Below are 12,241 nucleotides of genomic sequence, written 5' to 3' on the forward strand. Positions count from 1 at the left end.
AAGGGTAGGGGATATGGCGACCTGCAAGGGTTCGTCGGCACGCTGCAGGACCGCTGCAAGAGCCCTCTTCTATCAATGTCTCACGAGCTCAGGGGGGAACCGGTAGGGAGCCGGTCCCAGGGGGAGCTCAAGGAGAGAAGATGTTGAAGAAGATCGCGACAGGCTTCCTCGCCGTCGCCGCCACCAGCGCTCTGGCCCTGTCGCTGCCTGCCGCCGCCAACGCCGCCACGGCCGGCGCCCCGAGCCACGACGACGACTACTCCGACTACTGGGGCCCTGTCTACGCCAAGAACAGCCTCGCGAAGTCGCAGGGCTGGATCGGTGTCAGCTGGGACGAGGACGGCGAGTCGAACGAGGTCACCGTCAAGGGCCGGCTCTACGACCTGGACAACCGCGACGAGGACGAGGGCGGCAAGTGCGCATTCGTGAAGTTCGAGGCCAGCGACTTCGACCACGACTGGTCGCCGGTCTACTCCAAGAAGTACTGCGGCTTCCCCGGCTACAAGAAGTTCACCTTCTCGGAGAACGACGTCTTCAGCGTGCGGGTGAAGGTCTGCCAGATCGGCCAGTACAGCAACTACCCCACGAAGTGCAGCCCCTGGGACTACATCTACACCGCCGAGAGCGAGTGACGAGTCGTCCCCGGACGTGCGAGCGGCCTCCCACCCGGGCGGGAGGCCGCTTTTTCCTGTTGAGGCTCAGGCCGTGTTCCGCTTGTAGATCAGGCGCAGGCCCATGAGCGTCAGCCACGGCTCGTGCACGTCGATGGAGCGCGACTCGCCCACCACCAGCGCCGCGTGCCCGCCCGTGGCCACCACCGTCACCTCGTCGGGGTCATCGGCCAGCTCCGCCGCCATCCGCTCCACGATCCCGTCCACCTGGCCCGCGAAGCCGTAGATGATGCCGGCCTGCAGGGCCTCCACGGTGTTCTTGGCGATCACCGAGCGCGGCCTGACCAGCTCCACCTTGTGCAGCTGGGCCCCGGCGGCGGCCAGCGCGTCGACCGAGATCTCGATGCCGGGAGCGGTCACCGCGCCGACGTACTCGCCCTTGGCCGACACCGCGTCGAACGAGGTCGCGGTGCCGAAGTCGACGATGACGCAGGGGCCGCCGTACTGGTCGATGGCCGCCAGCGCGTTCACGATGCGGTCGCTGCCGACCTCTTTGGGGTTGTCCATGCGTACGGGCACCCCGGTGCGGATGCCCGGCTCCACGATCACCGCCGTCACGTCGCCGTAGTAGCGGCGGCACATCTCACGCATCTCGTTGAGCACGCTCGGAACGGTCGAACAGATGGCGATGCCGTCAATGTCGGCCCCCTTGAGCAGCGGCGACTGCGCCAGCAGCCCCTGGAGGACGACGGCGATCTCGTCGGCGGTGCGGCGGGCGTCGGTGGCCAGCCGCCAATGCTCGATGACGTCCTCGCCCTCGAACAGCCCGAGCACGGTGTGCGTGTTGCCGACGTCGATCGTGAGCAGCATCAATTACCCCCGCAGATCCAATGCGATGTCCAGAGCCGGCGCAGAGTGCGTCAGCGCTCCCACCGCCAGATAGTCAACGCCAGTTTCGGCCACGCGACGAGCCGATTCCAAGGTCAATCCCCCGCTGGCTTCGAGCGCAACCCTGTTCCCTGCCCGATTTTTCACGACATGTACGGCGCGGTCCGTGTCCTCGATCGTGAAGTTGTCCAGCAGGATCTCCTCGGCTCCCTCGTCCAACACGGCCTCCAGTTGATCGAGCCGGTCGATCTCCACCTCGATCGGCAGGTCGGGGTAGCGCTCCCTGACCGCCCTGAACGCCTCGGCCACCCCACCGGCCGCCACGACGTGGTTGTCCTTGATCAGCGCGGCGTCCGACAGCGACATCCGGTGGTTCACGCCGCCGCCGCAGCGCACCGCGTACTTCTCCAGCGCCCGCAGCCCCGGCAGCGTCTTGCGGCTGTCCCGCACGCGCGCCGCCGTGCCGCTGATCGCCTCCACCCACCTGCCGGTCAGCGTGGCCACCCCGGACAGGTGCGTGAGCAGGTTGAGCGCGGTGCGCTCGGCCGTCAGCAGGGCCCGTACCGGCCCCTCGACCGTCATCAGCACGTCTCCGGCCCGCACCCGCTCGCCGTCCTTGGCCCTTCTCTCGGTACGGGCGGCGCCCAGCCGGACGAACACCGCCTCCGCGACCGCCAGCCCGGCCACGACGCCGTCCTTGCGGGCCACCACGTCGGCCACCGAGCGCTGCTCGGCCGGGATCGTGGCCAGGCTCGTCACGTCGCCGGCCTCCTGCAGGTCCTCGGCCAGCGCCCGGTCGATCAGCGCGTCCACCTCGGCCGGGTCCAGCCCGGCGGCGGTGAGCTCCTGCGCCAGGCGCGGCGGCATCGCGTCGCGGTGGGGCGTGTACGTCATACGGGGGCCCTCCTCGGTCAGGGTCACGTCCAGGTGGCCCAGCCATTCGTTGTCGTCACGGGTGTCGTAGTCCTCGCGCCAGTGCGAGCCGCGGGTCTCGAGCCTGGCCGCCGCCGCGCCGGTGAGCACGGTGGCGACGGTGAGCAGGTTGGTGGCCTCCCAGGACTCGGTGCAGGCGGCCACCTCGACCGGCGTCCAGCGGGCGTCGCGCAGCGCCTTGGCCGTGGCCAGCAGCGACTCGCGGCTGCGCAGCACGCTCGCCCCGGTGCTCATGTGCGCCTGGATCCTGGGCCTGACCCTCGGGTCCACCAGGCCGGAGACGGCGCCGCTCTCCACCGGCTCTCCCGGTGAAGGGCGTACCGCCTGGATGTCCTCGGCGATGCGCTCGGCGAAGACGAGCCCTTCGAGCAGGGAGTTGGAGGCCAGCCGGTTGGCGCCGTGCACGCCGGTGCAGGCCACCTCGCCGCACGCGTACAGGCCCTCGATCGAGGTACGGCCGCGCAGGTCCGTCATGACGCCGCCGCTCGCGTAATGGGCGGCCGGGGCCACGGGGATCGGCTCGGTGACCGGGTCGATGCCGTGCTCGCGGCAGACGGCGTAGATCGTGGGGAAGCGGGTCTCCCACTTCTCGCGGCCGAAGTGGCGGCCGTCGAGGTACATGTGGTCGCGGCCCGTCTCGCGTATCCTCCGCATGATCGCCTTGGCCACGATGTCGCGCGGCGCCAGGTCGGCCAGTTCGTGCGCGCCCTGCATGAACCTGACACCCTCGTGGTCGACCAGGTAGGCGCCCTCGCCCCTGACCGCCTCCGAGATCAGCGGCTGCTGCCCCGTCGAGCCCTCGCCGAGCCACAGCACGGTCGGATGGAACTGGACGAACTCGATGTCGCGCACCACGGCCCCGGCCCGCAGCGCGAGCGCGACCCCGTCGCCGGTGGAGACGGCGGGGTTGGTGGTGGCCGAGTAGACCTGGCCCATGCCGCCGGTGGCCAGCACCACCGCCCTGGCGCGCACCGCGCCCACCCCGTCGCGGGCGCCCTCGCCCATGACGTGCAGCGTCACTCCCCTGGCCCGGCCCTTCGCGTCCTTGAGCAGGTCGAGCACCAGCGCGTGCTCGATCACCTCGATCTCCGCGGCGCGCACGGCCTCGACGAGCGCCCGCTGCACCTCGGCTCCCGTGGCGTCGCCGCCCGCGTGCACGATCCGGTCGCGCCGGTGCCCGCCTTCCCTGGTGAGCTGGAGCTCCCCGTCGGGGGTGCGGTCGAAACGGGCGCCGCGGCCGATGAGCCGCCGCAGCGCGCCGGGCCCCTCCGTGACGAGCGTGCGCACCGCCCGCGCGTCGCACAGCCCGACGCCGGCGATCAACGTGTCGTTCAGGTGCTCGTCAGGGGTGTCGCGGGGGTCGAGCACGGCCGCGATGCCGCCCTGGGCCCACCGGGTGGAGCCCGCCGACAGCACGTCCTTGGTGACGACCAGCACCTTGGCGGACGGTTCCAGCTCCGCGTGGCGCAGGGCCACGGTCAGGCCCGCGACGCCGGAGCCGATGACGACCACGTCCGCCTCGACGGTCCAGCCGGCCGCGGGCGCGGTCAGCCGCAGGGGAATCGCCGGTGCACTCATCAGGGGTCTCCTCACTGAGGGATTTCGTCAATATGACGATAACGCCTCGTGCGGAGTGAGATGTCAGCGGCCCTCTGTTTTCCGGATGAAGGCCTCGTACTCGGCGAACGGCTCCAGCCCCACGGCCGCGCGGCGCTCGTCGAGCAGGCCGGGGTCCTCGATCGGCATGGGCTCCAGACCGCCTACGCCGTCGTGGAACTGCGTCCCGTAGAGCTGGGGACGGCCCGAGCGGACGCGTACCCGGTCCTCCAGGTACGCGAAGTCGCGCGGTGAGGCCTCCTCGCGCTCGACCGCGTCGGCCATCCCCTCATGGAAGACCCGCTGCGCCCGATGGGAGGTGGCGTGCTGGGCCGGCAGCCAGGCCGCCCGCGCGGCCCGGTGCCCGACCTGCGAGACCAGCGGCGCGCCGGAGCAACTCGTCCCGCAGCTCCTCGTCGGTCATGACCCGACGGTAATCCGCCTCAGGCGGGATTCAAGGTGAGGGTGACGTTGTCGATCAACCGGGTGGTGCCCACCGTGGCGGCGACCGCGAGCACGGCCATCCCCGCGTACGACTCGTCCACCTCGGCGAACGTCGCCGGATCGACCAGCGCCAGATAGTCGGTCGTGAGCCGGGGCCCGGCCGCGTCCAGCACCTCCTGGGCCACCGTGCGGACCCGGGCCGGGGTGAGCTCGGCCGCGCCCGCCCGCAGCGCGCGGGAGAGCGCCAGCGCCACCTGGCGGTCGTCGTCGGACAGGTAGCGGTTGCGGCTCGACAGGGCCAGGCCGTCGGGCTCGCGTACGGTCGGCGCCCCCAGGATCTCGATGGGCAGGTCGAGGTCGGCGACCATGCGGCGGATGAGGGCGAGCTGCTGGGCGTCCTTCTGCCCGAAGACCGCCAGGTCGGGCTGGACCAGGTTGAACAGCTTGAGCACGACCGTCAGCACGCCGTCGAAGTGGCCTGGCCGGAAGGCGCCCTCGACGATCGAGCCCATGTGGCCCGCGGAGACGCTCACCTGGCGGTCGGACGCGTACATCTCCGCGGCGTCCGGATGGAAGACGACGTCCACGCCCTCGGCCCGGCACACGTCCAGGTCGGCGTCGAATGTACGGGGATAGCGCGAAAAATCCTCGCTTGGGCCGAATTGCAGGGGGTTGACGAAGATGCTGACCACGACCTGATCGGCGCGGACGCGGGCCTGCCTGATCAGCGACCTGTGCCCCTCGTGCAGCGCACCCATGGTTGGCACCAGAGCCACCGCACCACCCCGACGCGCCTTGACCAGGTCTTCCCGGCCCCTGGCAACGATCAGCTCCATAAGATGCCCCTTACCGTCAGGTCCATATATTGCCCCCCAGCGCGTCGAGGAGCCGCTCCGCCTCCTCCGGTTTGAGCAGCCCCGCGGCCAGCGCGCGGTCGGCCGTGAGGCGGGCCAGCGCGATGTAGGCGTCCGCCGCCTCGGGTGCCGCCAGGATCAGCGCGTCCACGTGCCTGCGCACGGTGCCGGCGTCGCCGCGGACGACCGGGCCGGTCAGCCCCGTGATGCCCAGCCGCAGCACGTTGTCGAGCGCGGCCCCGAGCAGCGGGCCCAGCATCCGCCCCGGGTGCTCGACGCCGATGCGCCCCAGCAGCTCCTGCGACTCGGCGATGAGGGTGACCATGTGGTTGGCGGCCCCGGCCAGCGCCGCGTGGTAGAGCGCGCGGTCGGCGTCGGCGATCCAGACCGGCTCGCCGCCCATCTCGATCACCAGGGCCTCGGCGATCGGCCGCAGCACGTCGGGGGCGGTCACGCCGTACGAGATGCCGGTGAGCTTGTTGAGGTCGTCGTCCCTGCCCGTGAAGGTCATCACCGGGTGCAGCGCGAGCGGCAGCGCGCCGGCCTTGGCCGCCGGCTCCAGCACGGACAGCCCGTACGCCCCGCTGGTGTGGACCAGCAGCTTGCCGTGGAGGTCGGCGCCCGTCGTGGCCAGCCCGTTGACGAGGTCGGGCAGCGCGTCGTCGGGCACGGTGAGCAGGATGAGCTGGGCCTGCGCGACCACCTCGTCGGGCCTGGACGGCTTGACGCCGAGCCGGTCGGCCGCCCATCGCTGTGAATTGTCCGAAACGCCGCTCGCGGCCGCGATCCGGTGGCCCGCCTGAGCCAGTGCGGCACCGAGGGCCGAGCCGACCTTGCCCGCCCCGAGTACGCCGACAGTCAGCCGTGCCGGGCGATCCCCTGCGTCCATGACGTCACACCCCTGTCGACCTGCTGATGAGAAGCCTGCCGGCCGGACTGCCGGCCTGGCCTCAACCAGGCACGACGAGCAGGACTCCGGTCCGACGAGCAGGCTTCTGTTGTGGCACTGCCGACCAGCGTAACGGCCTCTCAAGGGCTGCGGACTGTCGGGCGCGTCTCGCGACTCGCCCGAGGGCTCCTACGTGACCGCGGTTTTGCCGTCCGTTGAGTTAACGACAAAAGCGACAAGGGCATACAAAACGTGCACCCCCTGTCGGAAGAGATGAGGAGAGGGGTTTCATCGCATGGCAGCGGGCGCCGAGTCCCCTCATCCAGGACCCGACGCCCGCAGGATGTGACCTCTTGGAGGTGCGACCGGCCGGCCGCTCGCCGACCGACCAGCCGGAGTCGGAGCCCGGGCCGGACGAGTGCCGGCCCGGGCTCTCTCTTCTTTCAGTGGTGGCTCGGCACGTAGGCGGTGGCACCGCCCTGGCAGCCGGCGAACGCGGCGCCGATGACGGCCACGGCGTTGCCACAGATGTTGATCGGGATCGCGATCGGAAGGTGCAGCTGGTTGCCGCCGAGCACACTGCCGTTGCCGCTGGTCGTGTCGGCCTGCGCCGGGGCCGCGAGCGACAGCATGGCGACGGCTCCTGTGACGACCATGACCTTCTTCAGCACGAGGGCTCCTCTCGGTTTCGCGGCCTGGGGCCGCTGGTGCTTGCTCGGGAGCGGTCGGTCGCGCCAAATGAGGGTGACGCAGAGCGAACGCTCGATGACATTAGGTAAACGTACCGCAAGTCGGCGACAATGAGTAGCCAAATGATGACGATGCGTGTCACCCGAAAGTCATGAGATAGTCCTGACATGTGGCTCACCTGGCGCGCCGCAATGGAGCGCGCGCTGTACGGCGAGGAGGGCTTCTACCTTCGCGAACGCCCTTCAGGCCACTTCCGGACCTCGGTCAGCGCCTCCCCGGCGTTCGCCGACGCGGTGCTGGCGTTGCTGTCGGAGGTGGACGCCGAGCTCGGCGGTCCTGACGTGCTCGACCTGGTCGACATCGGCGCGGGCGAGGGCATGCTGGTCGCCCAGGTGCTGGAGGCCGCCGAGCCCGCGCTGCGCGACCGGCTCCGCGTCACCGCCGTCGACCTCTCCCCCAGGCCGGACGGCCTGCCCGAGCGGATCGCCTGGCGGCCGAGCGTGCCCACCGGCATCACGGGCCTGGCCATCGCCAACGAGTGGCTCGACAACGTGCCGCTCGACGTGGTGGAGCAGACCTCCGCCGGGCCACGCCTCATCATGGTGAACGTCCGCACCGGCGAGGAGCGCCTCGGCGGCCCGCCGCGACCGGACGACTGCGCCTGGCTCGACCGGTGGTGGCCGCTGACCCGGGTGGGCTCGCGCGCGGAGATCGGCCGCCCCCGCGACGAGGCGTGGGCCTCCGTCCTGGGACGCCTCACAAGGGGCCGAGCGATTGCCGTGGATTATGCACACCCTGTGGATAACCGGCCGCTCTGTGGCACGTTGACCGGTTACCGCGACGGCGCGGTCGTTGCCCCGATCCCCGATGGGACCTGCGATATCACGGCTCATGTCGCGCTTGACGCGTGCGCCGAGGCCGGGCGCCGGGCCGGCGCGATATCCACAGCCTTGTCCACACAGCGCGACGCGCTGAGGGCTTTGGGGATCACCGGCACCAGGCCCCCGATCGACCTGGCCCGCACCGAGCCGCGCGCTTACATCCGGGCGCTGGCCAGGGCGTCGGAGGAGGGTGAGCTGATCGACCCGGCGGGGCTCGGCGGGTTCGGCTGGCTCAGCCAGCGGCGGTGACCTCCAGCGACCGCAGCCCCCTGATGATGTAGCCGGGCTTCCAGCTCGGCTCCTCCCGCAGCTCGAGCTTGGCCGCCCGGTCCAGGAGCGCGCCGTACGACTCGATGAGCTCGATGCGGGCCAGCGGTGCGCCCAGGCAGAAGTGGATCCCGGCCCCGAACGAGATGTGCGGATTGTCGGCCCGCCCCACGTCGAGCCGGTCCGGGTCCTCGAAGACCGCCGGGTCGCGGTTGGCCGAGCCGAACAGCAACGCCACCTCCGACCCGCGCGGGATCTCCACCCCGTGCACCTCGATGTCCTCCAGCACCCAGCGTTCGAACATCTGCAGCGGCGTGTCCCAGCGCATCACCTCCTCGACCGCCGTGGGCAGCAACGAGCGGTCCTCGCGCAGCCGGGCCAGTTCGGAGGGGTTGCGGAACAGGGACCACCAGCCGTTGCCCGTCACGTTCACGGTGGCCTCGTGGCCGGCGTTGAGCAGCAGCACGCACGTGCCGACCAGCTCGTCCTCGGTCAGCTCGTCGATCTGCGCCAGCGCGCTGATCAGGTCGTCGCCGGGAGCCCGGCGGCGCTCCGCGGCCAGGGTCTTGAGGTAGTCGGCGAACTCCGACGCCGCCCGTACCGCCGTGTGCTGGGCCTCGAGGCTCGGGTTGAGCTCGTACATGCCGCAGATCTCCGCCGACCAGGGGCGCAGCAGGTGACGGTCGGCGTGGGGGATGCCGAGCATCTCCGCGATCACCGTCACCGGGAGCGGCTCGGCGACCTCGGCGAGCAGGTCGCCGCCGCCCTTCTCCACGAACGCGTCCACCAGGCCCGCGGCGATGGCGCGCACCCGGGGACGCAGCGACTCGACCATGCGCGGCGTGAACGCCTTGGAGACCAGCCGGCGCAGCCTGGTGTGCACCGGCGGCTCCACGTCGAGCATGCCCGCCCTGATCACCCGCCAGAACGGCTCCTGGAACTCCGGCTCCGCCGGCCTCCCGAACTCCTCGTTGGTGGCCACGTGGAGGTGGGACCGCCCCAGGCGGCGGTCCCTGAGCAGGGCGTTCACGTCGGCATGACGTGAGATCAGCCACTGGTTCGTCGGCTCGAAGTAGCTGACCGGCGCCTCGCGCCTCAGCTCGTCGTACACCCGGTACGGGTGCGCCACGAAATCCGGATCCCAAGGGTCAAATCGCACTATTTCATCTTAAGGAGTGGGGTCCTCCTGTGGCGCCGTCCGCTTGCTCCGCATCCGGATGTTCAGCAGCTCGACGATCAGCGAGAACGCCATCGCGAAGTAGATGTAGCCCTTGGGGATGTGCTGGCCGAAGCCCTCGGCGATGAGCACCACGCCGATCAGCACGAGGAACGACAGCGCCAGCATCTTGATGCTCGGGTGCCGGTCCACGAACCTGCTGATCGGTCCCGAGGCGAACAGCATCACCAGCACCGCCACCACGACCGCCGCGATCATCACGCCGAGCGTGTCGACCATGCCGACGGCGGTGATGACGGAGTCGAGCGAGAACACGATGTCCAGCACCATGATTTGGATGATCACCGAGGCGAAGGAGGCGGCCGCGGCCTTCTTGCCGTCCTTGCCCACGGGGCCGTCCATGCTGTGGCCGATCTCGGTGACACTCTTGCCCAGCAGGAACAGGCCGCCGAGCAGCAGGATCAGGTCGCGTCCCGATATTTGGTGACCGAAGACGGCGAACAGCGGCTCGGTGAGCTGCACCACCCACGACAGGGCGAGCAGCAGGAGCAGCCTGGTGATCAGGGCCGCTCCCAGACCCAGCACCCGGGCTCTGTCCCGTTGTTCGGGAGGTAGTTTCCCGGCCAGGATGGAGATGAAGATGATGTTGTCGATCCCCAGCACGATCTCCAGGGCGACCAGGGTGAAGAAACCGATCCAGATCTGCGGGTCGGTCACCCAGTCCAACATTTACGCACCTCCATGACATGAGCGGGATTTCCGGTAGCAACGAGTCAGCCGCCGGATAAGTTCACCGACTTGCGATCGATGGAGGGGATTGGGTTATAGTCTCCGCCGTAGGTCATGAGTGCCAGCGACAAGCCCCGGCTAGCTGGCCGGCAACCCTCGCGTCCGCGGCGGGGTGCCCCGGGTGAAGACCTGGTCCGTCACGAAGTGTGGCGGGCAAGCGCGGGCTCCGTGGCTGCTTCCAGGGGTCCGATGACCCTGAGGGAGATGTGCCGTGTCCACGTTGACGATCTTCAGCTCCGTCCCCGCTCGCGCCGCCGAGGCCGAGGCCGTTCCGGTCGCCACGGGCAGGCCGATCCCCGCCGTGCTCGGTGCCGATCTCGAGGTGCCGGTCAAGGGCGGCAGGCTCGTCGGCTACGCCAACCTCGACTACGCCGCCAGCGCCCCCTGTCTCGAGCCGGTCAGCGCCGCCGTCACCGCCGCGCTCCCGGCCTACTCCAGCGTCCACCGGGGCGCGGGCTACGCCTCGCAGCTCACCACCGCCCGCTATGAGCAGGCCCGCCACACGGTGCGGGCGTTCGTCGGGGCCCGCCCGGACGACGCCGTGATCTTCACCCGCAACACCACCGACGCCACGAACCTCCTGGCCCGCTGCCTGCCCGCCGGCACCACCACCGTGGTCTTCGACACCGAGCACCACGCCTCTCTCCTCCCCTGGGAGAAGTCCGTACGGCTGGCGCCGCCCGCCTTCCCCGGCGAGGCCGTCCGCGCCGCCGACGCGGCCCTGGCCGGCATCGACGGCCCCAAGCTGCTCGTGGTCACCGCCGCCTCCAACGTCACCGGCGAGCTCTGGCCCATCGCCGCCCTGGCCCACGTCGCGCACCGGCACGGCGCCCGCATCCTGGTGGACGCCGCCCAGCTCGTACCGCACCGGCGGCTCAACCTGACCGCGCTCGACCTGGACTACGTGGCCTTCTCCGGGCACAAGCTGTACGCGCCGTTCGGCGCCGGGGTGCTGGTCGGGCGGCGGGACTGGCTCGCGGACGGCGACCCGTACCTCAAGGGCGGCGGCGCGGTGCGCTCCGTGGGCGACGACACCGAGTGGCACGACGACCCGGAGCCGCGGCACGAGGCGGGCACCCCGAACGTGCTGGGCGCCATCGCCCTGGCCGCCGCCTGCGACGCGCTCACGGCCACCGGCTGGACCGCGCTGGTGCGGGAGGAGGAGCGGCTGATCGCGCGCCTGCGGTCGGGGCTGGCCTCGATCGAGGGCGTACGGGAGCTGTCGCTGTGGGGGGATGACCACCCGCGCGTCGGCATCGTGTCGTTCACCGTGGCCGGCTACTCGGCCCGCGAGGTGGCCGAGGTGCTGTCCGGCGAGTACGGCATCGGGGTGCGCGACGGCAAGTTCTGCGCGCACCCGTTCGTCCGGCATCTTCTCGGAGAGGCCGACGGCGGGTGTGAGGACGGCACCGCTTCCGCGGTGCGGGCCTCCATCGGCATCGGCTCCACGCAGGAGCACGTGGACCGGCTGGTCGAGGCCGTGCGGGACCTCGTGAATCGCTGAGTCGGCCGCTAGACGGCGTCGGAGCGGTTCGGCGGCTTGCGGTGCGGCGGCGGCTCGTCGGAGACCAGGGCGTCGATGTCCCTCATGTCGTCGTCGTTGACCACGCCGGCCCGGTGCTCGGTCGGCTGCCTGGGCACCCGAGGCGCCTCGGCGGGCGTCGTGAGGCCGGCGGGCCTGGTCGTGACGTTCGACGGCTCCGGACGCTGTGGCCGCGCGGTGCTTTCCTCCTCGGCGGCCCGGCGTTCCGAGCGCCGGCGGAACATCGCGGCGAAGATCCCGTCGATCCCGATCCGGCCGCCCCCCAGCGCCAGGAACAACAGGGCCAGTGCCCCGAGCGCGCCGGGCAGCTCCCAGCCGCCGGCGCTGGACAGCACCCCGTGCCCCGCGTGCACGTACGTGATGGCGCCCAGCATGTTGATCAGCAACAGCAGCCCCACCAGGCGCACCAGCAGGCCCAGGATCAGGAAAATGCCGCCCGCCATCTCGACGACGGTCGAGAACATGGCGGCGAGCTCCGGCATCGGGATCCCCATCCCCTTGAACGCCTGTCCCGTGGCCGCAAGGCCGCCATCCCACTTCTGCGAGCCGTGGACCAAGAAGATCACGCCGGTCACCACCCGTGCGATCAACGCCGCGACATCAAACACAACTTTCTTCATGGTGTTATCTCCCCCCGGTTCCTGGTATTCCTCCCCGTGTCCGAGTTAGGGATGCGGTT

12 protein-coding genes and 1 riboswitch are annotated in these 12,241 nt (G+C 70.6%); of the genes, 3 read left to right on the forward strand and 9 right to left on the reverse strand.

All coding sequences use genetic code 11. The annotated features are described in order from the left end of the window. Positions 1–140: 140 nt before the first annotated feature. The gene (locus AB0L65_RS16085) at positions 141–632 is read left to right on the forward strand and encodes a hypothetical protein (RefSeq protein WP_364245458.1); all 492 of its coding nucleotides are present in this window, start codon (positions 141–143) and stop codon (positions 630–632) included. A gap of 66 nt (positions 633–698) precedes the next feature. On the opposite strand, the gene AB0L65_RS16090 is transcribed toward AB0L65_RS16085, so the two are convergent. From AB0L65_RS16090 to AB0L65_RS16115, 6 genes are all read right to left on the reverse strand, one after another. Beyond that, positions 699–1,481, reverse strand: a complete 783-nt coding sequence (locus AB0L65_RS16090; protein ID WP_364245461.1) for a type III pantothenate kinase — start codon at positions 1,479–1,481, stop codon at positions 699–701. Positions 1,482–1,484: 3 nt separating this feature from the next. After that, positions 1,485–4,010, reverse strand: coding sequence for an L-aspartate oxidase (locus AB0L65_RS16095; protein WP_364245464.1), 2,526 nt, complete (start codon positions 4,008–4,010; stop codon positions 1,485–1,487). 63 nt (positions 4,011–4,073) lie between these two features. Next, positions 4,074–4,409, reverse strand: coding sequence for a DUF6624 domain-containing protein (locus AB0L65_RS16100; RefSeq protein WP_364245792.1), 336 nt, complete (start codon positions 4,407–4,409; stop codon positions 4,074–4,076). A 62-nt stretch (positions 4,410–4,471) separates the two neighbouring features. After that, complete coding sequence (panC, locus tag AB0L65_RS16105; protein ID WP_364245467.1) at positions 4,472–5,308, reverse strand: pantoate--beta-alanine ligase; 837 nt, start codon at positions 5,306–5,308, stop codon at positions 4,472–4,474. A gap of 16 nt (positions 5,309–5,324) precedes the next feature. Further along, positions 5,325–6,215, reverse strand: a complete 891-nt coding sequence (locus AB0L65_RS16110; RefSeq protein WP_350723753.1) for a DUF2520 domain-containing protein — start codon at positions 6,213–6,215, stop codon at positions 5,325–5,327. A 443-nt stretch (positions 6,216–6,658) separates the two neighbouring features. Beyond that, entirely contained in the window at positions 6,659–6,886 is a 228-nt protein-coding gene (locus AB0L65_RS16115) for a chaplin family protein (RefSeq protein WP_364245471.1), read from the reverse strand. Positions 6,887–7,072: 186 nt separating this feature from the next. Here AB0L65_RS16115 and AB0L65_RS16120 point away from each other — a divergent pair, with 186 nt between their 5' ends. Next, positions 7,073–8,035, forward strand: a complete 963-nt coding sequence (locus tag AB0L65_RS16120; RefSeq protein ID WP_364245474.1) for an SAM-dependent methyltransferase — start codon at positions 7,073–7,075, stop codon at positions 8,033–8,035. On the opposite strand, the gene AB0L65_RS16125 is transcribed toward AB0L65_RS16120, so the two are convergent. After that, positions 8,019–9,212 carry a cytochrome P450 gene (locus AB0L65_RS16125; protein ID WP_350723759.1) on the reverse strand — a complete coding sequence of 398 codons (1,194 nt, stop codon included), beginning with the start codon at positions 9,210–9,212 and terminating at the stop codon, positions 8,019–8,021. The genes AB0L65_RS16120 and AB0L65_RS16125 overlap by 17 nt on opposite strands. Before the next feature lie 9 nt (positions 9,213–9,221). Next, positions 9,222–9,959, reverse strand: a complete 738-nt coding sequence (locus AB0L65_RS16130; protein WP_364245478.1) for a TerC family protein — start codon at positions 9,957–9,959, stop codon at positions 9,222–9,224. A gap of 110 nt (positions 9,960–10,069) precedes the next feature. Further along, a riboswitch (SAM riboswitch) is annotated at positions 10,070–10,185 on the forward strand. A gap of 126 nt (positions 10,186–10,311) precedes the next feature. Between AB0L65_RS16130 and AB0L65_RS16135 the strand changes: the two genes are divergently transcribed. After that, positions 10,312–11,523, forward strand: coding sequence for an aminotransferase class V-fold PLP-dependent enzyme (locus tag AB0L65_RS16135; RefSeq protein ID WP_364245795.1), 1,212 nt, complete (start codon positions 10,312–10,314; stop codon positions 11,521–11,523). 8 nt (positions 11,524–11,531) lie between these two features. Here AB0L65_RS16135 and AB0L65_RS16140 read toward each other — a convergent pair whose 3' ends face one another. After that, on the reverse strand, positions 11,532–12,182 hold the full coding sequence (locus AB0L65_RS16140) for a DoxX family protein (RefSeq protein ID WP_364245481.1): 651 nt from the start codon (positions 12,180–12,182) through the stop codon (positions 11,532–11,534). Positions 12,183–12,241 lie beyond the last annotated feature (59 nt).

Source organism: Nonomuraea sp. NPDC052116 (genome assembly GCF_040680035.1).
Classification (GTDB): domain Bacteria; phylum Actinomycetota; class Actinomycetes; order Streptosporangiales; family Streptosporangiaceae; genus Nonomuraea; species Nonomuraea angiospora_A.

Coding starts and splice junctions, on each gene's coding strand:
- AB0L65_RS16110 (WP_350723753.1), bottom strand. CDS start 6,215: ATGGACGCAGGGGATCGCCCGGCACGGCTGACTGTCGGCGTACTCGGG.
- AB0L65_RS16095 (WP_364245464.1), bottom strand. CDS start 4,010: ATGAGTGCACCGGCGATTCCCCTGCGGCTGACCGCGCCCGCGGCCGGC.
- AB0L65_RS16120 (WP_364245474.1), top strand. CDS start 7,073: ATGTGGCTCACCTGGCGCGCCGCAATGGAGCGCGCGCTGTACGGCGAG.
- panC (WP_364245467.1), bottom strand. CDS start 5,308: ATGGAGCTGATCGTTGCCAGGGGCCGGGAAGACCTGGTCAAGGCGCGT.
- AB0L65_RS16090 (WP_364245461.1), bottom strand. CDS start 1,481: ATGCTGCTCACGATCGACGTCGGCAACACGCACACCGTGCTCGGGCTG.
- AB0L65_RS16140 (WP_364245481.1), bottom strand. CDS start 12,182: ATGAAGAAAGTTGTGTTTGATGTCGCGGCGTTGATCGCACGGGTGGTG.
- AB0L65_RS16130 (WP_364245478.1), bottom strand. CDS start 9,959: ATGTTGGACTGGGTGACCGACCCGCAGATCTGGATCGGTTTCTTCACC.
- AB0L65_RS16085 (WP_364245458.1), top strand. CDS start 141: ATGTTGAAGAAGATCGCGACAGGCTTCCTCGCCGTCGCCGCCACCAGC.